We start from the raw sequence: 24777 nt of genomic DNA, 5'->3' as shown, positions 1-24777 counted from the left end.
GTCCGCGGGTGGTCGGGGCGCCGGGGGGTGCGGCATGGTGGGCTCCGTATCTCGGGGCGCCCCGTACGGGCGCGGTGGATGGTGGAGAGGGAGGGTCAGTCCTGCAACTGATCCCAGACCTGGCGGTCGCGCTCCGCGGTCCAGATGACGGGTCGTTCGATGCCGGAGAACTCGTCCCACAGGCGCGAGACGTCGAAGGGCAGGCAGTGCTCGAAGATGGGCCAGTGGCCGTAGTCGTCGACCAGCGCGACGTGGGTGGCGGTGAAGGCCTCCTTGAGGGTGCCGCCGCGTTCGTGGACGGCGCCGACCTCGCGGATCATCACGTCGAGGAAGTTGCGGGTCTGTTCGATGGCGGCGTCCACCTCGGCGCGGCCGCGGCTGACGGCGCCGCGTCCGCCGACGAGCATCTCGGCCTGGAGGGCCTTGACGTTGTCGAGGGTGGCGCCGGCCCAGTCCTTATGGAAGGCGTCGCCGGTGTAGAGGGCGGCCTGGGCCTCGACGAGGTCGCCGGCGAAGAGGATCTTCTGTTCGGGCAGCCAGGCGACGATGTCGCCCTCGGTGTGGCCGCGGCCGAAGTACTGCAGGACGAGTTCGCCGCGGTCGCCGCCCAGGTCGATGGTGGTGCGGTCGGCGAAGGTCTGGGTGGGCCAGGTCAGGCCGGGCACGGAGTCGGCGTCCTTGGCCAGGCGCGGCATGCGGCCGAACTCGCTGTCCCAGTCCTCCTTGCCGCGTTCGCGGATGAGTTCGTGGGTCTTCTCGTGGGTGAGGATGATGGTGGCGTCGAAGGCGCTGGCGCCCAGGACGCGGACCGCGTGGTAGTGCGAGAGCACCAGGTAGCGGACGGGCTTGTCGGTGTGCTCGCGCAGTTTGGCGAGCCATTCCCCGGCGGCGGTGGGGGTGGCCAGTGCCTCGAAGGCCACGACGAAGTCCTCGCCCTCGATGGCGCCCACGTTGGGGTCGCCCTCCGCGGTGAGGGCGTAGACGCCGTCGGCCAGGACTTCGAGGGTCTGTTCCTTGGCCTGGGTGTCGGCGGAGGAGGCGAACGGCTTGGCTGCCATGGTCGAAGGGCCCTTCACTCGTCGCGGACGGCTCGAACCGCCCAAATGATCAAATGTTTGATGAATCTGACCATAACGTGTCGCGCACCACAGCACCATGGGGCCCAGACCCCAAGCATCGGTGACGCGGCTCACAGAAGCAGGCTACTCCTTCGCCCTTCGAGCGCCGATCCACGACGTGCCCGCCACCGCGACCGAGAACGACCCGACGAAGGGCCGAGTTATAGGCTGGCCGTCGTGACTCACAACACCGCACCCCCCGACGAGCTCACCTTCTGGTCATTCGTGGACTACGCGGTGCACAAGGCCGAACGCGAGCTTCCCTCCGTCAACGCCGAGGCCATGCGCATGATCCTCACCCTCAACCGGGCGACGAGCATGGTCGTCTACGACCTGGAGTCCTCGGTACACCGCCCACGGGGTTGGACCTGGCCGGGCTTTCGTGTGCTCTTCGCGCTCTGGCTCGCCGGACCCATGGAGGCCAAGACCACCGCCCAGATCTCCGGCATGAGCCGCGCTGCTCTGTCCGCCCTGCTCAACACCCTGGAACGGGACGGACTGCTCTCCCGCGAACGCGCCACCCACGACCGGCGCGCGCTCCAGCTCAGCCTGACCGAGGCCGGCTACGGGGCGATCCTGGGCGTGTTCCGCGCGCACAACCGCCGCGAGAGCGCCTGGGCCGAGGCCCTCGAACCCGAGGAACGCCGCGAACTGGTCCGCCTGCTCAACAAACTCATGGCCGGCTCCACCGACGCACAGGCCAAGTTCCGCAACTGACCGGGCCGGCCCGACCGAGAAGGGGCCACTCCCGACCGGATCGGCCCTTGAAGCGCTCCCCCCGCCCTGTGACCATGCCTCCCATGGACCAGACGGCACAGCGCCTGCAAGAGGCGCAACGGGAGTTCTCCGCGCACGGCACCTACGTCAACACCGCCACCCACGGCCTGACGCCCCACCCGGCGACGCGGGCCCTCCAAGAGCACATCCACGAGGTGGCCACGGGGCGGTTCTCCGCCGGTGCCCAGGACCCGGGCATCGAACGCGCCCGCGCCGCCTACGCCCGCCTGACCGGACTCACCCCGGACCGCGTGGCCATCGGCACGCACACCTCCCAGTTCACCGGAACGGTCGCCGCGAGCCTGCCCGCCGGGTCCGAGGTCCTGGTCGCCGAGAACGAGTTCAGCTCCACCGTGCACCCGTTCTCCGTCCGCTCCGAACTACGGGTGCGCGAGGTACCCCTGGACCGACTGCCCGACGAGGTGCGCCCCGACACCGCGCTGGTGGCGGTCTCGGCGGTCCAGTCCGCCGACGGCGCCCTGGCCCCGCTGGACGATCTCGTCGTGGCCTGCGCCGACCACGGCGCCCGGACCCTGGTGGACACCACCCAGTCCACGGGTTGGCTGCCCAGCGACGACGATCGGTTCGACTACGTGGTGTGCAGCGCCTACAAGTGGCTGTTGGGCACCCGGGGTTCGGCGTTCCTGTCCGGGACCACCGAGGCGTTGAGCGAACTGCGACCCCTGGCCGCCAACTGGTACTCGGCCGTGGATCAGTGGGACTCGCTGTACGGGGCCGCGATCGAACACGGCACCGAGGCGAACCGCCTGGACATGGCACCGGTGTGGCCGGCGTTCGTCTCCCTGGAACACTCCCTGGCCCTGATCGAACGGGTGGGAATGCCGGCCATCCACGAGCACGACGTCGCCCTGGCCGACCGGTTCCGCGCCGAGGCGGGCCTGGAGGGCAAGGGATCGGCGATCGTTTCGCTGCCCGCGCCGGAGGGCGCGGCCGAGCGTCTGGCCGAGGCGGGTATCGCGGCGGCCGTGCGCGATGGCCGACTGCGGGTGGCGTTCCACCTGTACAACACCGATACCGACGTGGACCGCCTGTTGGAGGTCCTGGCCGACCCGCGCTGAGGCCGGCGGCACCGGCCGGGAACCGTCAGGGCTCCCAGACGGCGCCCTCGGGCAGGGGATGTTCCAGGGCGCGCATCCGCCGCAACACCCACAGCAGGCGGGCGGCGGCCGGCCCCAGGGTCCGGTGTTCGGGTACGACCACGCTGATGCGGCGTTCGGTCACCGGACCCTGGAGCGGCACCCGCGCGTGTTCGGCGAAGCCCATCAACGGCAGGGTGAGCGCGGGCAGGGCCGAGACCCCGATTCCCGCGCCGATCAGACCGCCCACGGTGGAGATGTTGCCGGCCTGGATCAGGTGCGGCTCGTCCACGCCCGAGTCGCGTAGGGCGTCCTCCACGACCCTGCGGACACTGGAGTCCCCACCGGTGACGACGAAGGGCTCGGCGGCCAGTTCGGCCCAGGTGGTCTCGTCCCGCTCCGCGAGGTGGTGCCCCGGTGGCAGGACCGCCAGGAAGCGGTCACGGACCAGGGCCGAGGCGTGGAGTCCCGGACGGAGCCGGCCCACGGCCACCAACGCCAGGTCGCTCTCGCCCGCCTCCAACCGGTCCAGGGCCGACTCGGCCATGCCGTCAAGGACGTGCACGTCGACCTCGGGGGCCTCCTCGCGCAGGCGCACGATCGCCGGGGGCAACAGGGTGGCGGCCAGGGAGGGCAGGGTCGACACGGTGACCGTGCCGCGATCACCTCGCAGGTAGCGTTCCAGGCCGTTCATCTCCGCCCGGTGCCGGGAGAGCAGGCGTTCGGCCACCGCGAGCACCTCCTCGCCCTCGGGGGTGCAGCGCACCCTGCGGGTGGTGCGCTCCAGCAGGGACACGCCCAGGCTCCGCTCCATCGACTTCACGGTGCGGCTGAGGGAGGACTGGGCGACGTGGAGCCGTTCGGCGGCCTCGGTGAAACTCCCGCGACGGGCGACGGTCGCGAAGACCTCCAACTGCCTCAGCGTTAGATCCATGCTCTCAGAGCATAGGCCAATGCCCGATCGATGCTGGACAGGCAAGGACGACCAGGGCGAACATGGCGCGTGTGGCCCGCGCCACAACCCCCTGGAAGCCGAGGAGCCGACCGCATGTTGACCGTCATGGGATTCGCGACCATCGCCGTGGTGCTCGCGCTGTTGTTGTCCAACCGCGTGGGCGCGGTGGTCGCCCTGATCGGGGTACCCGTCACCGCGGCGTTCCTGATGGGATTCGGTCCCGGCGAGGTCGCGGAGTTCGCCACGGCGGGCATCGGCGGGGTCGCCGCGACCACGGCCATGTTCGTCTTCGCCATCCTGTACTTCGGGGTGATGCGCGACGCGGGCCTGTTCGATCCCATCGTCCGCCGGGTGCTGCGGTTCGCCGGCGACAACCCGGTGACCATCGCGGTGGCCACGGTGGTGTTGGCGATGGTGGCCCACCTGGACGGCGCCGGGGCCACCACGTTCCTCATCACCATCCCGGCGATGCTGCCGCTCTACGAGGCGCTCGGCATGCGACGCGTGGTCCTGGCCGCGCTCACCGGCCTGGGCGCGGGAATCATGAACTTCGTCCCCTGGGGCGGGCCGACCGCGCGGGCGGCGACCGCCAGCGGGATCCCCGCCAACGACCTGTGGGTTCCGCTGATCCCCGCCCAGATCATCGGCATGATCACCTGTGTGGCCATCGCCTACTACCTGGGGGTGCGCGAGCGGAACCGGCTTCGCGCGGTCCCGACCGAGGAACGGGCGCCGAGTCGCGTGGGCGGCGGCGACCACACCGCGAGCGGAGCGGCGGAGCAGGCCCCCGTCTACGAGTCCGAGAACCCCGAACTGCTGCGCCCGCGCCTGTACCGGCTCAACGCGCTACTGACCCTGGCGACCGTGGGCGTGCTCATCTCGGGGGTGCTGCCGCCGGAGCTGGTGTTCATGCTCGCCCTGGTCGTCGCGCTCGTCCTGAACTATCCGGGGATGAAGGAGCAGACCGCCCGCATCGACGCCCACGCCAAGGGCGCGATCCTCATGGCGAGCACCCTGCTGGCCGCCGGGGTGTTCCTCGGGGTCATGGAGGAGAGCGGGATGATCGACGCCATGGCCCAGGCCATGACCGGGGCGATGCCCACCTTCCTCGGCCCGGGTCTGCCGTTGCTCATCGGGGTCCTCGCGGTGCCCATGAGCCTGCTTTTCGGACCGGACGCCTACTACTTCGCCGTGATGCCGGTGCTGACGGCCGTGGGCGCGGAATTCGGGGTGGAACCCTCGCACGTGGCCCAGGCCTCCATCACCGGTCAGGAGACCGTGGGCTTCCCGATCAGCCCGATGACCGGCTCCTTCTACCTGCTGGTAGGGCTGAGCGGGGTCTCCATCGGCTCGCACATCCGCTTCCTGTTGCCGTGGGCCTGGCTGGTGAGCCTGGTGGTCTTCGGCGCAGCGGTGGCCACGGGCGTCATCCCGCTCTGGGTGTCCTGATCCCGCGCGGAACCGAACACACGTACCGAAACCGAAGGAGTGCACGTGCCGGAAGTTGTCCGTATCGGCTGCGGAGCGGGGTTCGCGGGCGACCGCCTCGAACCCGCCGTCGACCTGGTGGAGCGCGGCGCGCTCGACACGCTGGTCCTGGAGTGCCTGGGCGAGAGGACGGTGTCGCTGGCGTCCCTGCGCGCCACCGACGGTTCCGGCCCCGGCCACGATCCGCTGTTGCGCAGGCGCCTGGCCCCGCTACTGGAACCGCTGGCCCGCGAGGGCACCCGGTTGGTGACCAACGCCGGGGCGGCCGACCCGATCGGTGCCGCGCGCATGGCCCGCGAACTCGCCCTCGAACTGGGTGTGTCACCCAGGATCGCGGCGGTCACCGGTGACGACGTGCTGGATCGGATCGACCGTTCGGCGCCGGCCTGGGAGGACGGCCGACCGCTGGAGGAGCACGGCGAGCTGGTCTCGGCCAACGCCTACCTGGGGGTCGACGCCCTGCTGCCCGCCCTGCGCGGGGGTGCCGACGTCGTCATCGCCGGGCGGGCCGCCGACCCCTCCCTGTTCCTGGCGCCGTTGCTGGACTCCCTGGGGTGGGACCCCCGGGACGAGGAGCTGATGGCGGCGGGAACGCTGGTGGGGCACCTGTTGGAGTGCGCCGGTCAGGTCACCGGCGGCTACTTCTCCGACCCGGGTGTCAAGGACGTCCCGGACCTGGCGAACCTGGGCTTCCCGCTGGCCGAGGTCGCCGCCGACGGTACGGCGGTGGTCACCAAGCTCCCCGGGACGGGCGGGCGGGTGGACCGGTGGACGGTGACCGAGCAGCTGACGTACGAGGTCACCGATCCCACCGCCTATCTGACCCCGGACGTGACCCTGGACCTGACCGGGGTGCGGCCCGAGGAGGTCGGCCCGGACCGGGTGCGGGTGTCGGGGGCGCGCGGCCGGGTGCGGCCGGAGCGGCTCAAGGTGAGCGTGGGGTACCGGGCGGGCTTTCGGGGCGAGGGCGAGATCTCCTACGCCGGGCCCGGGGCTCGGGCCCGTGCCCGGCTGGCCGGTGAGGTGGTGCGCGAACGGCTGCGCGGGCTGCTGCCGGTGCGGGTGGACCTCATCGGTGGCGCGGACGACCCCGCCGAGGTCGGTGAGTGCCGGCTGCGGGTGGCGGGTTCGGGTCCGGACCGGGCCATCGCCCAGGCCGTGGAGGAGGAGGTCACCGCGTTGTACACGTGCGGTCCGGCCGGTGGCGGCGGGGTCCGCACCCGTGCTTCGGAGGTGATCGGGATCCTGTCGACCACGGTGGGGCGCGACCTGGTCGAGCCCCGCACCACCTATGTCGGGGAGGGGACGGTATGAGTGTGGTCCTGCGCGAGATCGCGCACACCAGGGCCGGGGACAAGGGCAACCTCAACACGATCGCGGTCATCGCCCGACAGGAGCGCTGGTACCCGGTGTTGTGCGCGGGTCTGACCCCGGAGCTGGTGCGCGAGGTGCTGTCCGACCGGGTGCGCGGCCCGGTGGAGGTGCACCGCATGGACCGTGTGCACGCCCTGATCGTGGTGTGCGCGCGGGCGTCCGATGACACGGTGACCACGTCACTGCACGCGGACACCCACGGCAAGACGTTGGGGTCGGTGCTGTCGGCGGCCCGGGTTCCGTTCCCTGAGGAACGGGACCGGGCCTGAAGGGGTGGCCGCTCAGGAGGCCTTGGTGATGACGAAGACGGGGATGTGGCGGTCGGTCTTCTTCTGGTAGTCGGCGTAGGGCGGGTAGGCGGCTACGGAGCGCTCCCACCAGAGGGCTCGTTCGTCGCCCTCGACCTCGCGGGCGTGGGCGGAGAAGGGTTCGGGGCCGTCCTGGAGGGCGACCTCGTTCGGGGCGGCGCGCAGGTTGTGCACCCAGGCGGGGTGGGTGGGAGCGCCGCCCTCGGAGCCGATCACGGCGTACTCGCCGTCGTGTTCGACCCGCATGAGGGCGGTCTTGCGGACGTCGCCGCTCTTGCGTCCGCGGGTGGTGAGGATGATGACGGGCATGCCGGTGTCCATGAGGGTGTTGGCCTCACGGCCGCCGGTGCGCTCGTACTGCTCCACCTGTTCCCGGGTCCGTTGGGAGGCGCTCGGCCGGTACTCGCCTTCGAGGATCTGCTTGCTCATGTCGCTCCCTGGGTCGGTGATCGGGCCGATCCGATGGTGGCACGGACACGCCGGGGCGCGCGGGTGCGACATGCCCTAGAAGCCCTGCCCGCAGAGGGCGGCTTCGGGCAGGGCCAGGGCCGCGTCGAACCGGGCCGCGGCGCCGGGGGTGTGCTCCGTGATCAGGCCGGCCCGTAGGCGTGCGGCCAGGGTGTGCGCGCCCAGGTGGACGGCGCCCAAATGGGACACGTCCAGGGTCAGGTCCGGGTCGGAGTCGACGGGTTCGCAGGTGGCGCCGTCACGGTCGGCGCGCAAGCGCCACAGTCCCGCGTTCCAGGGGGCGTGGGCGTCGGCGACCCGCAGAACCGTGTCCACGGGAGCCGCGTAGGAGCGTTCGCCCAACGCTCCGGGCAGGTCCACCAGGCGCAGCCACAGGGCGTCGTCCAAGCGGGTGACCAGTCGGTGCGGGTCGGCGAGCAGGTAGCGGAGGGGGTCGTCCAGGGCGACGGAGGCGAAGACCGCGCGGGTGACGAGGTCACGGGAGAAGAGGTGGTCGTACAGGGCGGTCCGGGCGGCGGGGGTGAGGGAGACGATCTCCCGAACGTGGAGTTCGCAGGCCGGTCCGCCGGCCACCCACTTGTTCACGGTCCGGTACAGGGCGTATCCCCGGGGTCCGTCGGTGCCGGAGACCACGACGGCCTTGAGCGGGCCCTTGCCCCCGCGGTCGGCCGGGGTGTCGCGCAGGAACCGGTCCCACCAGAGGGGGGAACGTCGCAGCGCGCCGACGCGGCGGTCGGCTTCGGCGGCGTGCACCCGTTCCAGGTCGGCGCGGGCCCGGGGCACACGTACGAGTTCGGTGACCAGGGTGGGATCGCGGGGTGCGTCGGGGCGCAGCCGGGCGTGGTGGACGGCCAGGGAGGTCTCGTACTCGTCGGTGGCGGGTCCGTAGCCGAAGCGGCCGTAGATGGCGCCTTCGGAGGCCCACAGGACGGCGACCTTCTCGCCCCGGTCGCGGATGTCGGCGAGTTGGCGGCGCATGAGGGCGGTCAGCACCCCTCGGCGTCGGCGGGTGGGCCACACCCCTACCCCGGAGACCCCCGCCACCGGCCTGATTCCGCCGGGCAGGGTCATGTGGAAGGGGTAGACGCCGGCCGAACCGATCACTCGTTCCCGGCCGACGACGCGTTCGTCGTCGGCGCCTTCGGGGGCGCTCTCCGCCGCCAGGAGCAGGCGGTCGTAGTCGATCTCGGCCTTGACCGGGCTCTGGCGTTCGAAGGCGTCCTCGGGGTCGTCCGGGATCAGGAGCGCCTCGGCCACCACCTCGACGACGGCGGGGAAGTCCTCCTTCCCCGCCTTTCTGACGCACCATTCCCGCTCGGTCACGCTCAACGTCTGGTTTCTCCGGTCCATCAGAAGACGACGCCGCAGAAGGGCGCGTCGGTGCGGTGCAGGGCGGTGTCCAGGCGCTCGACGGTGCCCGGGGTGTGCTCGGTGATCAGGCCGGCGTTCAGGTAACCGGTGAGCGGGATCTGCCCCAGGTGGGCCGCACCCAGGTGGGAGGCGTCCAGGGCCAGGTCGGCGGCGGCCTCGGTGGCCTCCACGTGGGCGCCGTCGGTGTCGGCCTTGACCCGCCAGCGGCCGGCGTTCCAGGGGGCGTAGCGGTCGGTGACCTCCAGGACCGTTTCGAAGGGCGCCTTGTAGGTGCGTTCGCGCAGCGCGCCGGGCACGTCCACCAGGCGCACCCACAGGGAGTTCTGCGGGGTGAGACGGGCGCGTTCGGGGTCGACCAACAGGTGCGGGATCGGGGTGTCGGCGGGCAGCTCGTGGAAGGTCACCGTGGCGGTCAGGTCCCGGTTGAACAGGTGTTCCAGCAGGGCCACCCGGGCGGTGGGGGTGGTGGCGGTGAACTCCAGGACGTGCACCTGCCCCTGGGACCCGTCCGACCCCCAGTCGGCCTTGGCGCGGTACAAGGCGTATCCGAGCGGGGCGTGGCCGGCGTAGACCACCACGGCCATCAACGGACTCTGGTCGCGGCGCTGCTTGGGGCCGTCGCGCAATTGCTTGTCCCACCACGCCTGGGAGCGTTGGAACTGTCCCAGTTGGACGGCGGCGACCTCGCGGTGCACGCGTTCCAGGTCGGCGCGGACCGATTCGGGGTCGGACAGGATGACGCGCAGGTTCGGGTCACGCGGCGCGTCGGCGCGCAGCACGGTGTGGCGGCGGTGGACCGTCAGCGAGGTCTCGATTGCGGACAGGCCATAGCCGAAGCGTCCGTAGATGGAACCCTCGGAGGCCCACAGGGCGGCGTGGTGGACCCCGGACTCGTGGATCTCGGTGAGCTGGCGGCGCATGAGGGAGCTGAGCACGCCCTGGCGGCGGTGGGTGGGCCACACGCCCACGCCGGTCACTCCGGCGACCGCCCGGGGACCGCCGGGCAGGGTCATCTCGTAGGGGAAGTGGTTGGTGGAACCGACCACTTCCTCACGCCCCTCGCGGTCGTCCACCGCGTACAGCACCCGGTCGTAGCCCTCGGCGTCGTGCAGGGGCCGCATGCGCTCCAGCATGGACTCCGGGGACTCGTCGGCCAGGAGTGCCAGGCCGACGACCCGGGCCACCTCGGCGAAGTCGTCGCGGTCCCCGTGGCGCACGGTCCACGCGCGCGGGGCCCCGTTCATGGGTACGGCCTGCTGGTTCTTCGTCATGGTCGATGACTATCAGGCCACGGGAGATGACGGCCACCGCTTTTTCCGGCGCTGGTCGGGCGAGTAAGGGGGCCGGGGTCGGGGCACCCTCTGTTCGTGACGACACGACGAAATCCTCTCTCCTCCTCCCCCGCCCTGGTCGTAGGGGTGGACGCGGGGGGCACCACCACCCGTGCCCTGGTGACCACCCTGACCGGTGAGCGGCGGGGCGAGGCCCGGTCCGGGGGCGCCAACCCCAACACCCACGGTCCCGAAAGGGCCGCGGAGCAACTGACCGAGGCGATCGGCACCGCGTTGGACCGGTCCGGTACCGGAGCCCGGGAGGCCGTGGCCGCCACCATCGTCGGACTGGCCGGGGTGTCCGGACTGCGCGAGGAGGCCGTCCGCGCCCGGATGGATCGGGCGATGACCAAGGCGGGGCTGACCCCGAGCGCCGTGCGCTTCATCGGTGACGACGTGGTGGCCTTCGCCTCGGGCACGCCCGAACGCGACGGCACCATCCTCATCGCCGGAACCGGGGCGATCGCCACCCGGATCGAGGGTCGGCGGCGCGCCCGGTCGGCGGACGGGATGGGGTGGCTGATCGGCGACGAGGGGTCGGCGTTCTGGATCGGGCATCAGGCGGCCCGAGAGACCGCCCGGCAGTTGGGGATCGGCGGTGAGCTCAGTCCCCTGGCGCGCTCCATCGCCAAGAGGGTCATCCCCGGCCAGCGCCCCAACGGGCCCGACCACCTGCCCGAGGAGCACGCCCGCAACTTCGCCCGGACACTGACCGCAGGCCCGCCGATCGCCCTGGCCGAGTTCGCGCCGCTGGTCACCGAGGCCCACCACCAGGGCGACGCCGCCGCGCAGGTGATCGTGAACGCGGCCGCCGGTCACCTGGCCCAGTCGGTGCACCAGGTGCGTGTTCCGGGTGAACGGTCGCCGGTGGTGTTGGCCGGCGGGGTGCTGGCCCGATCCGCTCCGGTGCGGCAGTCGTTGACGCACAAGCTCACCCTGGGCACGGCCTCGCCGGTGCTGGGAGCGGGCTGCACCGCGGGCGGCGCGGCCTGGGTGGCGGCGCTGTGGGCCGGCGCCGACGAGCACGACGCCCGATTGCACACCGCGTTCACGGTTCCCACCTGATGGAAGCCGGTTTGCCCGGTTCGGTCGTGGTGGCCTACGGTGTCCTTGGTTAGGTTCACCTAACCTGAGCGAGAGGGGGCGCCGTGTCGGAGCGGCCATCACGTCCGAAGCAGGTCGTACACACCGGTCGGGTCGAGCGCGTGGAGCGCCTGACCCCGCACATGATCCGGGTCGTACTGGGCGGTGAGGGACTCGCCGCTTTCGACACCAACGGCTCCACCGACAGCTACGTGAAGCTGCTGTTCCCCGCGCCCACCCCGCAGGACCCCGAGACCTTCGACCTGGAGGCCGCGCGCGCCGAGCTGCCCCGGGAGCAGTGGCCGGTCACCCGCACCTACACCGTGCGTTCCTGGGACCCGGCCACGCGTGAGATGAGCATCGACTTCGTCCACCACGGCGACCTCGGGTTGGCCGGGGTGTGGGCCGCCGGCGCCCGCCACGGTGACCGGCTGCGTTTCCTGGGCCCCGGCGGCGCCTACGCCCCCGACCCGGAGGCCGCCTGGCACCTGTTGGCCGGGGACGAGAGCTCCCTTCCCGCCATCGCCGCCACCCTGGACCACCTGCCCGAGGGCGCCATCGCGCACGTGTTCCTGGAGGTGGAGAACACCGCCGAGGAGCAGAAGCTCACCGAGGGCGAGAACGTGCACGTGCGGTGGCTGCACCGCGGCGACGCCACCCCCGGATCGTTGCTGGTCCCGGCCGTGCGGGAACTGGAATTCCCCGACGGCCGGGTGCACGCGTTCGTGCACGGCGAGGCGGGTTTCGTACGCGACCTGCGCCGAATGCTGCGGGTGGAGCTGGGTCTGGCCAAGGAACAGCTCTCGATCTCCGGGTACTGGAGGCTGGGCCGTAACGAGGACGGCTGGCAGGCCTCCAAGGCCGAGTGGAACAAGAGTGTGGAGGCCGAGGAGGCCGCCGCGCTCCAGGGCTGAGCCCCTGCCCTGGGCGCCTCACACGTCGAGCGCGTCCAGGGCCGCCAGGTAGCCCTCGTTGAAGGTGGGGAACTGCGGGATGGAGTTGCGCAGCGCCTCCACCGGCAGCCTCATCCGGATCGCCAGGGCCGCGGTGTGGATCCACTCCGCGGCCAGCGGCCCGAACGCCCAGGCCCCCACCAATACCCCGTGCTCGCGGTCGGCGACCAGCCCGAGGTGGCCGACCGGATCGGTGGCGTAGGTCCAGGGACGGGCCAGCGCCTCGGTGAGGTCGACCTCGGAGGTGACCACGTCCACGCCCGCCTCGCGCGCCTGTTCCTCGGTCAGGCCCACGGCGGCGATCTCGGGGGTGGAGAAGACCACGCGGGGCACGGCCGTGTAGTCGGCGGTGCGCGGGGAGCCGAGGACACCGTCGGCCGCGATCCGCCCCTGGTACTTGGCCACGTGGGTGAACATCGCGCGCGCGTTGACGTCGCCCACCGCCCACAGTCCCGGGGCCACCCGACAGTGCTCGTCGATGGGCAGCGCCGACCCGTCCATCTCCACGCCCAGTTCGGCCAGGCCGAGCTCGTCTCCTCGGGGACGTCGTCCGGTGGCCAGTACCACCACGTCGGTGCGCACCTTCGAGCCGTCGGAGAGGGTGGCCAGGACACCGTCACCATCCCGGCGCACGGACTCGACCTGGGCACCGGTGCGCACGTCCACACCGTCGGCCTCGAACCGTTCGGTGATGAGGGCGCACAGCCGCGGATCCTCGCGGTCCAACAGCCGTGATCCGCGCTGGACGATCGTCACCTTGGTGCCCATCCCGGCCAGGAAGGCGCCCAACTCGACACCGACGGCGCTGCCACCGATGACCAGGGCGCGGGGCGGGATCTCGGTGAGGGTCGTGGCCTCACGGTTGGTCCACACCAGGTCGGGACCCAGGTCGTCCAGTCCGTCCACCGGCGGGCGCACCGCGCTGGAGCCGGTGGCCACCACCACGTGGTCGGCGGTCACCTCGGTCTCGCCCACCGCCACCCGCCAGGGGTCGCGGCCCACCACCCTGGCCGCGCCGCGCAGGACTCGGGCGCCGCGTTCGCGGTAGCCCTCGACCTGCTTGGAGTCGTCCAGGTGGCGGATCATCTGGTCGCGGTGGTCGCGCAGGGCCGGCCAGTCCAGGTCCGGGCTGGTGGTCCCGGCCGCTTCGGAGGCCTCTCGGTGCACCTCGGTGGCGCGCAACAGCACCTTGGTGGGGATGCACGCCCAGTAGCCGCACTCGCCGCCGATGAGTTCGCGTTCGACCACCCCCACCCGACGTCCCTCGGTGAGCAGCTTGTCGGCCACCACCTCTCCCCCGGGCCCCATACCGATGACGATCGCGTCCAGGTGTTCCATGGTCTCTTTTCCCGCCCTCGGATCGGTGATCTCACCCGATGATCTCGCCGTGCCCGGCCGGGTGGAAGACCGACACGCACCTTGACGCGCCCCTGTGGGACCTTCGGGGGCGGCGGACCGTGGGGCGTCTCACAGGGTGTGCGCACCTGTTTCCAGGGCGGTCTAGTGTTGTCATCCATGGTCGGCAACTCGGTTCGCACCGGAAGGGAACCGCCGCTCACGGCGCACGCTCATGTCCTCGTTCGATGTTCTGCTCGTCCTCGACCTCCTCGGGGTCTTCGCGTTCGCCCTCGACGGTGCCCTGACGGCGATCCGTACCGCCCGGGTGGACATCGTGGGGGTGATGGCCCTGGGGGTGGTGACCGCCATCGGCGGCGGCATCATCCGCGACGTCCTGCTCGGTGAGACCCCCGCGACCTTCCAGGACTGGCGTTACCTGGTGGTCGCGCTGACGGGGGCGACGTTGGCGTTCTTCCTCAGTCGTCAGCTCACCCACCTGAGCAAACCCATCCTGCTGTTCGACGCGTCGGGGCTGAGTCTGTTCGCGGTGATCGGCTCGACCAAGGCCCTGGAGTTCGGGTTCGGTCCGTTGCAGGCGGTGATCCTGGGCGTGATCACCGGGGTGGGCGGAGGCACCATACGCGACGTGATGCTCAACCGGGTGCCGACGGTGCTCAGCGCCAACTCGCGCCTGTACGCGATCCCGGCGATGCTCGGTGCGGGGATCGTGGTCGTCGGAAACCTGGCCGGGTTCGCGTCCTGGTGGGTGGCGGTGGTCGGCGCCCTGGTGTGCTTCGGCATGCGGATGATGTCGCTGCGCTACCGCTGGAACGCACCAGGGCCGCCCGGCGCCCCGTCGCTGTAGTCGGTCGGGGTCGGGTCAGGCGTCGGTGGGTTCGACGATGATCTGCCACAGGTGACCGTCCAGGTCGGCGCAGACCGCCGAAAAACCCCAGGGGTGGCGCTGGGGCGCGGTGACGACCTCGCCCCCCGCCACGGTGGCCCGGTCCATCACCCGCGCCACGTGGTCCTCGGTGGGAACCGCCATGCTCAGCAGGCACTCGCTGGTCCCGGGCCGGGCCACCTCACGGCCGTCCCCGAGGACCCAGCCGAACCCGCCCGCGGGGACGAGCATCAGCAGGACCTGGTCGTTGAGGCGGAACCGGAGTGGTTCGGGCACTCCGTCCTCGGCCGGTTCTCCGACGAGTTCGAAACCGAAGGCGTCGAGGTAGAAGTCCATCGCGTTCTTGCGGTCGGCGATGGGAAGGCTGAGAACGAGGAGGCCGGTGGGTGTGGTCATGACTGCTCCTGTCGAGCGCTCGGGGATCACATGGTCACCCGTACCGACCCTGGAGAGCGCGCGAACTCATCGCGTGTCGGCGTTGTTCCTGGGCAGGGTTCGCGCGGCGGTGCGCCGCAGGGTGGCGAGCATGGCCGGGACCGGTTCGGGTGGGCGGCGGCGGTGCACCGTGTAGATCTCGCGAGCCAGACGGGCGCCGCGCAGGGGGCGGCTCACCCATCCATCGCCGCGAGCGGCGCCCAGGATGCTCTGCGGGATGAGCGCGATGCCCACCCCCGCCTCGATCAGGGCCAGGGCGACCTCGTAGTCGCGGGTCTCGTAGGCGACGGTGAGGTGGACCCCGGCGGCGGCCGCGGCGATGTCCAGACTGACGCGGTTGTGGATGCCCGGGGCGCCGCAGATCCATTCCTCATCGGCCAGATCGGGCAGGCTCATCTCGGTGTCGCCGACGGGGTGTCCGGCGGGGGCCACCACCATGAGCGGGTCCACCAGGAGGCGTTCGCGTTGCAGGCCACCGGCGCGGGGCAGCGGTACTCCGGGGTAGCGGTGGGTGATGAGCAGGTCCAGGTCGGCGGAGGCGACCAGTCCGTGCCCGCCGGGCGGTTCGATGTCGGACAGCGACAGCCTCACGTGGGGGTGTTCGTGGCCGAACACCGCCAGCGCCTCGGGCAGCAGGACCTTGCCCGCGCTGGCGAAGGCGCCCAGGGACAGGCGGTCGGGGCGCTGCCCGGCGACCTCGCGCACGGCCGCCTCCGCGTCGCGCAACTCCCCCAGAACGCGTTCGCCGTGTTCGAGCAGGACCCGACCGGCCTGGGTGAGGGTGGCGCCGGTGCGGCCGCGTTCGACCAGGCGGCAGCCGAGTTCGCGTTCGAGTTTGGTGAGCTGTTGGGACAGGGCCGGCGGGGTGAAGGAGAGCCGCTCGGCGGCGGCCGCGATCGATCCGGCGTGTGCGATCTCCACCAGGATCCGTACCCGATTGGCGTCCAGCATCGGTCCCTCCCCGGGGTGCCGCCGATCCGCACCCATGACAAAGTCTGACACAAAGTTCTGCTTAACGATCTTTAGCAGACCCAACTTTAAGTTAACCGCCGGTAGCGACAGAGTGGGAACATGAGCACCATGACCGCGCCCGCAGTGCCCACGGCCACCGACGTCCGTGCAGCCGCCGAACGTATCGCCCCCCACGCCCGTCACACCCCGGTGATGCGCACCGAAGTGGACGGACGTCCCCTCACCCTGAAGCTGGAGCACCTCCAGCGCACCGGGGCCTTCAAACTGCGCGGGGCGCTCAACGCCCTCATGGGCGGCGAACCCACCGACCGGGTCATCACCGCCTCCGGCGGCAACCACGGTCTGGGCGTGGCCACCGCCGCGAGCATCCTGGGGGTGCGGGCCACGGTGTACGTGCCCGAGACGGTGCCCGAGGCCAAGGCGGCCCCGTTGGCGGCCACCGGCGCCGAGATCATCCGGGTGGGCGAGCATTACGCGGTGGCCGCCGAGGCCGCCCGCGCACAGGCCGACTCCGAGGGCGTGCGCTTCCTGCACGCCTTCGACGACGCCTTGGTCGTGGCCGGGCAGGGCACCATCGGCCTGGAGGTGGCCGCCGACGTCCCCGAGTGCGACTCGATCGTGGTGGCCGTCGGCGGCGGCGGACTGGCCGCGGGGGTGCGCCTGGGCGCGGGCGGACGCCGTGTGGTGGGGGTGGAGCCGGAGGGCTGCCAGAGCATGCACTCGGCGTTGGCGGCGGGACACCCCGTGGCCACCCCGGTGGAGTCCGTGGCCTCCTCCGCTCTGGGCGCCTCCACCCTGGGCCGGGTGCCCTTCGAGGTACTGCGCGCTAACCCCATCACCCCGGTGTTGGTCACCGACGCCGAGATCATCAGTGCACAGACCCGTCTGTGGGAGGAGTTCCGGATCGCCACCGAACCGGCCGCCGCGGTGCCCTTCGCCGCTTGGGCGGCGGGTCGGATCCCGGGCGAGAACCCGTGCCTGGTGGTGTGCGGGGCCAACGCCGACTGGCGACTCGCGGGCTGAACACCACGGTGGGGACCTCGACCGGCGTCCGCGGGAGCGACGCCGGTTCTCCCCACCTCGCCGACCTCGTGTTCCTCCTCGGAATCAGCGATCGGGTGACCTGGAGCACTATCCGAGCGCCCGGATTCTCTTACCCATCGGTCACCCTTACATTGGGTACGGCCGTCCCTCGCGTTCGCGGCGTCCGACCCATGACTAGGGAGAACACACGTGCTCTACGGTGCGATGCGGCAGACCGCGGCGATGCTCGCCCGGACCCTGTGCCGACCGACCATCGAGGGCCGTGAGAACGTCCCCGCCACCGGACCCGTGATCCTGGCCGGCAATCACCTGTCGTTCGTCGACAGCGTGGTCATCCCGTTGTCGGTCACCCATCGCCGTGTCCGGTTCCTGGCCAAGTCGGACTACTTCGAGACCCCCGGGGTCAAGGGCCGGCTCACCAAGACGATGTTCGGTGCCCTGGGCGCCATGCCGGTCCGTCGCGGCAACGCCCGCGACGCCCTGCTGTCGCTGGAGATGATGCTGGACCGGCTCAACGACGGGGAGGCCTGCGTGGTCTACCCCGAGGGCACCCGGTCACGGGATGGGCGCCTGTACCGGGGACGCACCGGGGTGGCGCACCTGGCGTTGGAATCCAAGGCCATGGTCGTGCCGGTCGGGCTCAGCGGCACCCAGGAGGTCCAGCCGATCGGCGCGAGCATGCCGCGCCCACGCCGGTTCACCGTGCGTTTCGGCGACCCCCTGGACTTCTCCACCGGGTTCGACCACCTGGCCCCGGGCAAGGCCCGTCGCGTCATCACCGATCGGATCATGGACTCCATCGGCGACCTCACCGGCCAGGACCGCGCCGGCACCTACAACGACCACGGCGCCGGCGACTAGTGCCGCGTCAGTCGGGGTTTGCCCGTTAAGGAGCGGCGTTCAGGATGGTGCATCGCAAGGCGGCGGGAAGCCCTCATAGTGGTTCCTATTCGGGTTTTTCGCCAACGCGGCGAGGTGCTGTGCTGAACGTCGCGACGGGGCGAACCTTGGCTGACGCGGCACTGGCTTCCGGCTTCCCGATCACTCGAACACGTACACGTGGGGCGGGTGCGATCGGGGCGGGGTGAGCGCCAGGGTGAGCGCGCCCTCCACCGACCCGCCTTCGGGGGTCACGAAATCGGTCTCGGGCATGTGGCGCAGCACCTCGGCGCGCATCGGGCCCAGCACGGGCTCGCCCACCGCGAAGAGCCCGCCTCCCCAGGACAAGCGCCGGTCCAGCCCGGGCACGGTGGCCGCCACGGCGGCCCGGCCCAGGTGGGTACCGGCCTCTCGCCAGATCCGTCGGGACACGGCGTCCCCGGCGTGGGCGGCGTCGGCCACATCGGGGGCGAATCCGGCCAGGACGGTGGCGGCGTCCCCGGCCGTGGCCGCGTAGACCCGGTGTTCCAGCGCGTTCACGTCTGCGAAGCGTGCGAAGAGGCGGTCCGACAGCATCGTCGAACCACCGGACCGGCCGTCGTGGGCGCGCAGCGCGGCCTGGAGCCCCTCACGGCCCACCCAGGCGCCCCCGCCATGATCACCGAGCAGGATGCCCCACCCGTCGGCGCGGCTCCAGGTGTGTTCCAGGTCGGTGCCGAGCGCGACCGCCCCGGTGCCGGCCGCCACCACCACGCCGGGCCGGCCGCCCAGGGCTCCGACGTGGGTGGTCACCGAGTCCCCGGCGAGCACCACGGCGCCCACCGGTACGCGCTCCCGCAGACCTCGGACCAGCTGAGCGGGGTCGGGGACCAGGTCGGGTAGGCCGGTCATGCCGATGGCCACCCGGTCGAACACCGGGGCGGCTCGGGACAACAGCGCGGCCAGTCGGGCGGCCAGCGCGTCCAGGTCCAACCCCCGATCGCCTCGGGGGGCCGCGACGTCCTCCCCCGAGCGTGCCGTGCGGTTCCCGTCGTGGACGAGCACGCGGATGCCTCCGCCGCCCACGTCGATCCCGGCGCACCGCACGCGACTCATTCCCCGCTCGAAGGTCCGGCGTCGCGATCGGCGCCGTAGTGGTCCAGGAGTCGGCGGGACAGCGCGAGGGTGCCGTCGGTGGGCGCGGGCCGGGGTTCGAGGCCATGGCGCAGGAACCGTTCGGCGTGGTCGCCGAGCCGGTCGGCCAGGCGGGAGGCGGCCCGTTCGGGTTCGGTCAGGGCCTCGGGCAGCAGCCGCCCCCACAGCTCCCAGCGGACGCGGTGGTGACCGCCGACCAGTCCCGACCACAGGCGCGCGGCGTAGTCGTCCAGGCGCAGGTTGTCCAGGTCGATCCAGACGGTGAGGATCCGGCGGGCGTTGTCGGCCAGGACACGGTGGTCCTCGGTGCCGGTGGCCCAGGAGGTGGCCTTGGCTTCCCAGGTGCCGTAACGGTACTCGGGTCGGGTGTCCAGCAGGGCGTCCAGATCGTCGAACACCCGCAGGAACCGGTCGAGCCGTTCCTCGGGGACCTCTCGGTGCCGCACCGCGTGTTCGACCAGGTCCAGGTGGCGCTGGTCGGCGACGCGTGCCAGCACGGCCATGGCCACGTCGACCAGGTCGTGTCCCAACGGACCTTCGGCCAGGTCCGGATCGGCCTCGGCCGCCTCGACCAGATCCGCCCAGGCCCGCAGCAGCCGCGGCCAGGGATACCAGACCAGGCCGGTGACCTCGGCGCGGTGCCGTTCGGGTGCGGCCAGGTCCTCGAAGTGGGGGCGCATGGTGAGGACCCCGTTGAACTGTTCTGGAAAGATCCGCACCCCCGAAGCGCCCAGGACGGTCTCCGCCAATCCTCGCCAACCGGACAGCAGGGCGGGGTCATCCGAGCCGTAGCGTTGCCGCACGAAGTCGGGCAGCCAGTCGGCGGCCACGTCCTCGGTCCGCCACCAGGTCTGGTCGGCGATCAGTTCGAAGAACGCCGGGTTGTTGCGGGTGCCCTCCATGGACAGGCCGATGCCGGTCGGCGGGTGCGCGGCCCGTTTGGCCGCACCGATCCGGTCCACGGCGCCCTGGAGGTCGGCGATGGGTTCGCTGCGCCCACCGAAGTTGAGCAGGGCGCACCAGGTCCAGGGGGTGCCGCCGAAGGCGTCGAAGCGACTCCACTGGGGGTCGTGTTCGGCCCACAGGTCGAGCAGGTGCAGCCGTTCGTCGGGGATGGCCTCCAGGAAGGCGGTGACGCGTTCGGCGCTCCAGAACCGGCTCTGGTAGGAGAACGGCCAGGTCTGGAGCGCCCACACGGCGTGGGGGTCGGCGCGGGTGAGCCCGTCCAGGGTGGCGCGGGCGAGCTCCGCCGGAAACGCCGGGTCGGCGTCGACCGGGACCATCTCGATGAACGGGTCGATGGCGTAGAGGTGGTCGGTGCCGAACAGTTCCTGTTGGACGCGCACCATGTCGGCGGCGAGTTCGGGGTAACGGGGGTCGGCGGGGTCCAGGACGTGGGTGGTCAGGCCGTGCCAGGTGCGGGTGCGGGTCCGGTCGGGGGCGAGTTCGGCCGGGACGTGTCCGGTGAACCCGGGCAGGACCGGGGTCATGCCCAGGGCGCGTTGGCGTCGCAGGATGCGTCGCCCCAGGTCACGGTGGCCATCGATCCAGGAGGCGGGCAGGGGGCCGGCGAAGCCGTCCAGGTTGCCCATGTACTGCCAGGGCAGGTAGCCGGGGCCGCCCAGGAAGGCGCGCACGCGGTCGGCTTCCAGGCCACGGCGGGTGTAGGTCTCGAACAGGACGGCCTCGTGGCCCACAACGGTCAGGGGCATGGTGACGCCGTGCAGCGCCATCCAGTCGATCTCGCGCTCCCAGTCGTCCCAGTCCCAGTAGGCGCTCGTGTACCCGGTGGTGCAGAAGTTCAGGTAGTAGCCCTGGTCGACCTCGGCGGTGCCGTGCACGGCGGGCACGCTTTCGGGATGATCGACTCGCAGGGGTAGCGGGGTGTCCCAGGTGACCGAGCGCCCGCACTCGCGGCGCAGGTAGGTGTGCAGGGCCACGGCCGCGGCCACCGCGTCGGTCGCCTCGATCGTGAGCACTCCCCCGTCGGCGCGGTAGGTGAAGGAGCGCTCCGCGCCGGTGCGCTCGCGGAAGTCGATCGGGCGGTGGGCCGGGCCGAGCACCCGGCGGGCCAGCGCGTCCACGGCGTCGCCCCAAGTGGGCGGATCCTTCGGAGTGTCGGCCATCGGTTCGCCCCTCTTGCCGGGATGCTCAGGAGTTACGTACGGTACATACCTAATTCACCGCCGGGCAAGAGCGGGAGGGGGCGGGGCACGTGGACGTGCCGGTCGCAGCGGGCACGCGGTATATGCGCGAGGTCAACACGACCGCCGTGCTCACCCTGCTGCGCGCGGTCGAGCACACCAGCGCCCCTGAGCTGGCCCGGCGGACGGGATTGTCCCGGCAGGCGGTCTCGCGTGCGCTGGCCGATCTGGGCGAGGCCGGACTGGTGGAGTTCCTGGCCCCGGTGCGCTCGGGTACCGGTTCGGGCCGGCCCGCGCAACGAGTGCGGTTCCGCGCCGAGGCCGGGCACGTGGTGGGGGCGTCGGTGACCCCGGAGGGGATCCGGGTGGGCCTGGCCGACCTGTCGGGCGCGGTCGTCGCCGCCCACGCCGTACCGCTCCCCGGGGCCGTGGCGGGGGCGCTGACCGACACCGTGCGTCGGGTCCTGACCGAGGCGGGACTCGGGGCCGATGGAGTGTGGCACGCCTCGATGGGGGTGCCCGGCATCGTCGATCCCACCACCGGGCGGGTGCGGTTCGCGCCCAGCATGCCCGGCGTCACCGGCGACGTACTGATCCAGGCCCTGAGAGAGGCCACCGGCTGTGAGGTCTACCTGGACAACGACGTCAAGCTCGCCACCGAGGGCGAACTCTGGCACGGCGGCGAACACCGGTCCATGGTGCTGATCCACTGGGGCGAACGCGTCGGCGCGGGCATCGTCGTGGCGGGCGAGCTCCACCGTGGCGCCGCCAACGACGCCGGGGACCTGGGCTACCTCGATCTGTTCACCGACGCGCCCGAGCCCACACGGGAGAGGGACGGCGCGCCCCTGGGCGCGTTCGAGGCCTGGACCGGCACCGGTGCGTTCGCCGCCCTGATCCGCGAGGCCGCCCGCGAACGCGCCGACCACGCCCTGCTCGACCGGTTGGCGGAGCCGGGCGGGGAGACCGCCGCCGTCGTCACCGCGGTCGCGGGCGGCGCGCCCGCGGCCCTGGCGGCGCTGACGGAGATCACCCGCCGGTTCGCTCAAGGGGTCGGCGCCGTCCGTGCCCTGCTCGACCCCGGTGTGGTGGTCGTCGGCGGTCCCATGGCCCGGTGCGGCCCCGCGCTGTTGGCGGCCCTCCACACCCACCTGAGCCGCCAACGTCTGGACCCACCACCGCTGGAACTGTCCCGGCTGGGCGAGGACGCCGTGGTCCAAGGCGCCCTGCACCACTCGCTCGACCAGGTCGAACACACCCGCCTGCGACCCCCTTCGACGACCGGCTGACCCGACAACCCACGGAGGACGGCATGTCCACCAGGCCCATCGCCCAGGAGTCCACCCGACCGCGCACCATCCACCTGTTCGTCCGGGGCGCGGCCGGCGCCACCGCAGCCCTCGTCCTCACCTCGTGCGCGACCCTGTCCAGTGGGGACGGCGAACGCGACAACGTGCCCGAGGACGTCTCCACCACCATCACCGACGAGCCGGTCGAGCTGACCCTGGCCTACACCGACGACCCGCCCTCCATCGAGCTGGTCGAGGGGTTCACCGATCAGCACCCCAACGTCGACATCGAACTACAGCAGACCCCCTTCACCGACTACGTCAAGACCGTCACGTTGTCGATGTCCTCCGACGATCCGCCCGACATGGCCCAGTACAACCCGGGCGCGATGCGCTCGCTCATACCGAGCGGGCACGTGATGGACCTGGAGCCGTACGTGGAGGCCTACGGGTGGGAGGAGTCCTTCCCCGAGGCGAGCCTGGAGCCGTTGCGGGCCGACGAGGACGCCACCCGGTTCGGCACGGGCAGCCTCTACGCCGTCCCGGGGGCCCTGTCCATGTTGGGGGTGTTCTACAACCGCGAGCTGTTGGCGGAGGCCGGGGTGGACGAGCCGCCCGCGACCTTCGACGAGTTCGAGGACGCCTTGGCGGCGGTGGACGAGGAGGGCATCGCCCCGTTCAGCGTCGGCGGGCTGGAGGTGGGCGGCTTCCAGGTCTGGAACGCGCTGCTCAACACCTTCGGCGACGACCAGGCCTACCGTGACTGGGTGCACGGGGCACCCGACTCCACCATCGAGACCGACGGGGCCCGGACGGCGACCGAAGCGCTCACCCGGTGGGTGGAGGCCGGGTACGTGCCCGAGGACGCCAACGCCACCTCCGACGACGACGCCAAGGCCGCCTTCGCCAATGGCGAGAGCGCGTTCCTGGTGACCGGTAACTGGGCGGCGTTCGAACTGGAGGAGGCCTTGGGAGAGGACGCGGGTTTCTTCCTCCTGCCGGGTGAGGACCCCGACCAGGTGCCGATGACCTCTGGCTCCAGCGTCTCCTACACGGTCTCCTCGGCCACCGAGCACCCGGACGTCGCGGCGGCGTTCCTGGACTACCTGTCCTCACCCGAGGCGGCGCAGATCCAGCTGGACACCGGGTTCATGCCGGTGGACACCGACGTCTCCACCGGGGAGGGCGGCGTGTTGGAGGAGATCAACAGCGTCTACGGGACGGCCGCCGAGCAGGACGGCATCGTGCCCTTCCCCGACTTCTCCACGCCCGGCATGATCGACCAGCTCACCCCGGGGGTGCAGGGATTGATCGCCGGGAGCACCGACGAGGAGACGTTCCTGTCCGACCTTCAGGCCGAATGGGACCGCGTCCATGGCTAGTGGCGCCCTCCTGCGCGGGAACGGGGCCGCCGGGGCCGGTCGTCCCGGCGGTCGCCCTTCCCGCGCGCCCGGCCGTTCGCGCCTGCGCGCCTGGCTGTACCTGCTGCCCGCGCTGACCGTCTACGCCGGCTTCGCGATCTACTCCGCAGGCAGCACCGTGTGGTTCTCCTTCCTGGACTGGGACGGGGTCCAACCCCCCACCTGGGCGGGCCTGGCCAACTACACCCGGGTGCTCACCGAACCACTCCTGGCCGAGGCCATCCTCAACGGCCTGATCCTCATCGTGTTCTTCTCGCTCATCCCCATCGCGATCGGGTTGCTGCTCACCGGGCTGTTGCTGGGCCGGGTGCGCACCGGGATGACGTTCTTCCGCACCGTGTTCTTCCTGCCCCAGGTCCTGCCACTGGTCGCGGTCGGCATCACCTGGCGCTGGCTCTACAGCGACGCGGGCATGGTCAACCAGGCCCTGGAAGCGGTGGGACTCGGCGCCATCACCCGTGCCTGGCTGGGCGACTACCACTTCGCGCTCATCGCCCTGGGACTGATCGGTACCTGGTGCATGAGCGGGCTGTGCATGGTGCTGTTCATGAGCGGCGCCCAGCGCATCGACCCGTCCCTGAACGAGGCCGCCGCCATCGACGGCGCCGGACCCCTGCGCCGATTCCGCTACGTCACCCTGCCCGGGCTGCGCCGCGAGGTCGGCATCGCCGCGGTCATCACCACCATCGCCGCCCTGGCCTCCTTCGACCTGGTGTTCGTCACCACCAACGGCGGACCGGCCGGACAGACCAACGTGCCGGCCCTTTTGGTGTACCGGCTGGCGTTCAACGAGGGCACCATCGGCGGGGCCGCCGCCCTGGCGGTGGTGCTGACCCTGATCGTCATCGTGCTGGTCAGCGCGATCCGTCTACTCACCCGGGAGCCCAAGTGAAC

At 71.6% G+C, this 24777-nt stretch carries 23 protein-coding genes; 13 read left to right on the top strand and 10 right to left on the bottom strand.

Translation table 11 applies throughout. The features are described 5' to 3' along the window. Positions 1–95: 95 nt before the first annotated feature. A complete protein-coding gene (locus BQ8420_RS29490; protein WP_087103500.1) occupies positions 96–1058 on the bottom strand; it encodes an MBL fold metallo-hydrolase in 963 nt (320 codons plus the stop codon). Between the two features lie 237 nt (positions 1059–1295). Between BQ8420_RS29490 and BQ8420_RS29485 the strand changes: the two genes are divergently transcribed. Together BQ8420_RS29485 and BQ8420_RS29480 are read left to right on the top strand one after the other, a co-directional pair. Then, complete coding sequence (locus BQ8420_RS29485; RefSeq protein WP_087103498.1) at positions 1296–1835, top strand: MarR family winged helix-turn-helix transcriptional regulator; 540 nt, start codon at positions 1296–1298, stop codon at positions 1833–1835. A gap of 83 nt (positions 1836–1918) precedes the next feature. Next, on the top strand, positions 1919–2974 hold the full coding sequence (locus BQ8420_RS29480) for an aminotransferase class V-fold PLP-dependent enzyme (protein ID WP_087103496.1): 1056 nt from the start codon (positions 1919–1921) through the stop codon (positions 2972–2974). A gap of 25 nt (positions 2975–2999) precedes the next feature. On the opposite strand, the gene BQ8420_RS29475 is transcribed toward BQ8420_RS29480, so the two are convergent. Further along, positions 3000–3926, bottom strand: coding sequence for a LysR family transcriptional regulator (locus BQ8420_RS29475; protein ID WP_087103494.1), 927 nt, complete (start codon positions 3924–3926; stop codon positions 3000–3002). 114 nt (positions 3927–4040) lie between these two features. On the opposite strand from BQ8420_RS29475, the gene BQ8420_RS29470 reads away from it, so the two are divergent. Genes BQ8420_RS29470 through BQ8420_RS29460 form a run of 3 tightly spaced genes read left to right on the top strand, consistent with a single transcriptional unit; the run spans position 4041 to position 7078 of the window. After that, positions 4041–5396 carry a CitMHS family transporter gene (locus BQ8420_RS29470; protein ID WP_087103492.1) on the top strand — a complete coding sequence of 452 codons (1356 nt, stop codon included), beginning with the start codon at positions 4041–4043 and terminating at the stop codon, positions 5394–5396. Positions 5397–5441: 45 nt separating this feature from the next. Continuing rightward, positions 5442–6749: an acyclic terpene utilization AtuA family protein gene (locus BQ8420_RS29465; protein ID WP_087103490.1), complete on the top strand. Its 1308-nt coding sequence runs from the start codon at positions 5442–5444 to the stop codon at positions 6747–6749. Further along, positions 6746–7078, top strand: coding sequence for a hypothetical protein (locus tag BQ8420_RS29460; protein ID WP_087103488.1), 333 nt, complete (start codon positions 6746–6748; stop codon positions 7076–7078). Before BQ8420_RS29465 ends, BQ8420_RS29460 begins: the two co-directional genes overlap by 4 nt. Positions 7079–7090: 12 nt before the next feature. Here the strand turns inward: BQ8420_RS29460 and BQ8420_RS29455 are convergent, their stop codons facing one another. The 3 genes from BQ8420_RS29455 to BQ8420_RS29445 all read right to left on the bottom strand — a co-directional run bounded on the left by BQ8420_RS29455 (position 7091) and on the right by BQ8420_RS29445 (position 10227). Continuing rightward, entirely contained in the window at positions 7091–7546 is a 456-nt protein-coding gene (locus BQ8420_RS29455) for a nitroreductase family deazaflavin-dependent oxidoreductase (RefSeq protein WP_087103486.1), read from the bottom strand. Positions 7547–7621: 75 nt separating this feature from the next. Next, the gene (locus tag BQ8420_RS29450) at positions 7622–8935 is read right to left on the bottom strand and encodes a GNAT family N-acetyltransferase (protein WP_087103484.1); all 1314 of its coding nucleotides are present in this window, start codon (positions 8933–8935) and stop codon (positions 7622–7624) included. Continuing rightward, complete coding sequence (locus BQ8420_RS29445) at positions 8935–10227, bottom strand: GNAT family N-acetyltransferase (protein ID WP_087103482.1); 1293 nt, start codon at positions 10225–10227, stop codon at positions 8935–8937. Before BQ8420_RS29445 ends, BQ8420_RS29450 begins: the two co-directional genes overlap by 1 nt. A gap of 147 nt (positions 10228–10374) precedes the next feature. Here BQ8420_RS29445 and BQ8420_RS29440 point away from each other — a divergent pair, with 147 nt between their 5' ends. Continuing rightward, a complete protein-coding gene (locus tag BQ8420_RS29440; RefSeq protein WP_087103480.1) occupies positions 10375–11352 on the top strand; it encodes an N-acetylglucosamine kinase in 978 nt (325 codons plus the stop codon). A gap of 83 nt (positions 11353–11435) precedes the next feature. Next, complete coding sequence (locus BQ8420_RS29435) at positions 11436–12284, top strand: siderophore-interacting protein (protein WP_087103478.1); 849 nt, start codon at positions 11436–11438, stop codon at positions 12282–12284. Between the two features lie 18 nt (positions 12285–12302). Here BQ8420_RS29435 and BQ8420_RS29430 read toward each other — a convergent pair whose 3' ends face one another. Continuing rightward, the gene (locus BQ8420_RS29430) at positions 12303–13661 is read right to left on the bottom strand and encodes an NAD(P)/FAD-dependent oxidoreductase (protein WP_087103476.1); all 1359 of its coding nucleotides are present in this window, start codon (positions 13659–13661) and stop codon (positions 12303–12305) included. Between the two features lie 232 nt (positions 13662–13893). Between BQ8420_RS29430 and BQ8420_RS29425 the strand changes: the two genes are divergently transcribed. After that, positions 13894–14526, top strand: coding sequence for a trimeric intracellular cation channel family protein (locus BQ8420_RS29425; protein ID WP_087103474.1), 633 nt, complete (start codon positions 13894–13896; stop codon positions 14524–14526). 15 nt (positions 14527–14541) lie between these two features. On the opposite strand, the gene BQ8420_RS29420 is transcribed toward BQ8420_RS29425, so the two are convergent. Together BQ8420_RS29420 and BQ8420_RS29415 are read right to left on the bottom strand one after the other, a co-directional pair. Further along, a complete protein-coding gene (locus BQ8420_RS29420; protein ID WP_087103471.1) occupies positions 14542–14961 on the bottom strand; it encodes a VOC family protein in 420 nt (139 codons plus the stop codon). A gap of 66 nt (positions 14962–15027) precedes the next feature. After that, positions 15028–15951 (bottom strand): LysR substrate-binding domain-containing protein, encoded by a 924-nt coding sequence (locus tag BQ8420_RS29415; RefSeq protein ID WP_087103470.1) that lies wholly within the window; start codon positions 15949–15951, stop codon positions 15028–15030. Positions 15952–16071: 120 nt separating this feature from the next. Here BQ8420_RS29415 and BQ8420_RS29410 point away from each other — a divergent pair, with 120 nt between their 5' ends. Continuing rightward, positions 16072–16995, top strand: a complete 924-nt coding sequence (locus BQ8420_RS29410) for a serine/threonine dehydratase (protein WP_087103468.1) — start codon at positions 16072–16074, stop codon at positions 16993–16995. Positions 16996–17205: 210 nt separating this feature from the next. Continuing rightward, on the top strand, positions 17206–17877 hold the full coding sequence (locus tag BQ8420_RS29405; protein ID WP_087103465.1) for a 1-acyl-sn-glycerol-3-phosphate acyltransferase: 672 nt from the start codon (positions 17206–17208) through the stop codon (positions 17875–17877). Between the two features lie 180 nt (positions 17878–18057). Here the strand turns inward: BQ8420_RS29405 and BQ8420_RS29400 are convergent, their stop codons facing one another. Both BQ8420_RS29400 and BQ8420_RS29395 read right to left on the bottom strand, forming a co-directional pair. After that, complete coding sequence (locus BQ8420_RS29400; RefSeq protein ID WP_087103463.1) at positions 18058–18990, bottom strand: N-acetylglucosamine kinase; 933 nt, start codon at positions 18988–18990, stop codon at positions 18058–18060. After that, positions 18987–21155 carry an alpha-N-acetylglucosaminidase gene (locus BQ8420_RS29395; protein ID WP_087103460.1) on the bottom strand — a complete coding sequence of 723 codons (2169 nt, stop codon included), beginning with the start codon at positions 21153–21155 and terminating at the stop codon, positions 18987–18989. Before BQ8420_RS29395 ends, BQ8420_RS29400 begins: the two co-directional genes overlap by 4 nt. 89 nt (positions 21156–21244) lie before the next feature. On the opposite strand from BQ8420_RS29395, the gene BQ8420_RS29390 reads away from it, so the two are divergent. Genes BQ8420_RS29390 through BQ8420_RS29380 form a run of 3 tightly spaced genes read left to right on the top strand, consistent with a single transcriptional unit; the run spans position 21245 to position 24775 of the window. After that, the gene (locus tag BQ8420_RS29390; protein ID WP_235006561.1) at positions 21245–22462 is read left to right on the top strand and encodes an ROK family transcriptional regulator; all 1218 of its coding nucleotides are present in this window, start codon (positions 21245–21247) and stop codon (positions 22460–22462) included. Positions 22463–22485: 23 nt separating this feature from the next. Next, positions 22486–23844 carry an ABC transporter substrate-binding protein gene (locus tag BQ8420_RS29385; protein WP_087103456.1) on the top strand — a complete coding sequence of 453 codons (1359 nt, stop codon included), beginning with the start codon at positions 22486–22488 and terminating at the stop codon, positions 23842–23844. Next, a complete protein-coding gene (locus BQ8420_RS29380; protein WP_087103454.1) occupies positions 23837–24775 on the top strand; it encodes a carbohydrate ABC transporter permease in 939 nt (312 codons plus the stop codon). Before BQ8420_RS29385 ends, BQ8420_RS29380 begins: the two co-directional genes overlap by 8 nt. Positions 24776–24777 lie beyond the last annotated feature (2 nt).

The sequence above is a fragment of the Nocardiopsis sp. JB363 genome (assembly GCF_900143625.1).
GTDB lineage: Bacteria > Actinomycetota > Actinomycetes > Streptosporangiales > Streptosporangiaceae > Nocardiopsis.
The sequence above is the reverse complement of the archived record's forward strand: the minus strand, read 5'-3'. Positions and strand labels throughout refer to the sequence as shown.

Bases quoted from the DNA above. Each gene is read 5' to 3' on its own strand.
- BQ8420_RS29490 (WP_087103500.1), bottom strand. From the start codon at position 1,058: ATGGCAGCCAAGCCGTTCGCCTCCTCCGCCGACACCCAGGCCAAGGAA.
- BQ8420_RS29480 (WP_087103496.1), top strand. From the start codon at position 1,919: ATGGACCAGACGGCACAGCGCCTGCAAGAGGCGCAACGGGAGTTCTCC.
- BQ8420_RS29475 (WP_087103494.1), bottom strand. From the start codon at position 3,926: ATGGATCTAACGCTGAGGCAGTTGGAGGTCTTCGCGACCGTCGCCCGT.
- BQ8420_RS29470 (WP_087103492.1), top strand. From the start codon at position 4,041: ATGTTGACCGTCATGGGATTCGCGACCATCGCCGTGGTGCTCGCGCTG.
- BQ8420_RS29460 (WP_087103488.1), top strand. From the start codon at position 6,746: ATGAGTGTGGTCCTGCGCGAGATCGCGCACACCAGGGCCGGGGACAAG.
- BQ8420_RS29455 (WP_087103486.1), bottom strand. From the start codon at position 7,546: ATGAGCAAGCAGATCCTCGAAGGCGAGTACCGGCCGAGCGCCTCCCAA.
- BQ8420_RS29450 (WP_087103484.1), bottom strand. From the start codon at position 8,935: ATGGACCGGAGAAACCAGACGTTGAGCGTGACCGAGCGGGAATGGTGC.
- BQ8420_RS29445 (WP_087103482.1), bottom strand. From the start codon at position 10,227: ATGACGAAGAACCAGCAGGCCGTACCCATGAACGGGGCCCCGCGCGCG.
- BQ8420_RS29430 (WP_087103476.1), bottom strand. From the start codon at position 13,661: ATGGAACACCTGGACGCGATCGTCATCGGTATGGGGCCCGGGGGAGAG.
- BQ8420_RS29425 (WP_087103474.1), top strand. From the start codon at position 13,894: ATGTCCTCGTTCGATGTTCTGCTCGTCCTCGACCTCCTCGGGGTCTTC.
- BQ8420_RS29420 (WP_087103471.1), bottom strand. From the start codon at position 14,961: ATGACCACACCCACCGGCCTCCTCGTTCTCAGCCTTCCCATCGCCGAC.
- BQ8420_RS29415 (WP_087103470.1), bottom strand. From the start codon at position 15,951: ATGCTGGACGCCAATCGGGTACGGATCCTGGTGGAGATCGCACACGCC.
- BQ8420_RS29410 (WP_087103468.1), top strand. From the start codon at position 16,072: ATGAGCACCATGACCGCGCCCGCAGTGCCCACGGCCACCGACGTCCGT.
- BQ8420_RS29400 (WP_087103463.1), bottom strand. From the start codon at position 18,990: ATGAGTCGCGTGCGGTGCGCCGGGATCGACGTGGGCGGCGGAGGCATC.
- BQ8420_RS29395 (WP_087103460.1), bottom strand. From the start codon at position 21,155: ATGGCCGACACTCCGAAGGATCCGCCCACTTGGGGCGACGCCGTGGAC.
- BQ8420_RS29385 (WP_087103456.1), top strand. From the start codon at position 22,486: ATGTCCACCAGGCCCATCGCCCAGGAGTCCACCCGACCGCGCACCATC.
- BQ8420_RS29380 (WP_087103454.1), top strand. From the start codon at position 23,837: ATGGCTAGTGGCGCCCTCCTGCGCGGGAACGGGGCCGCCGGGGCCGGT.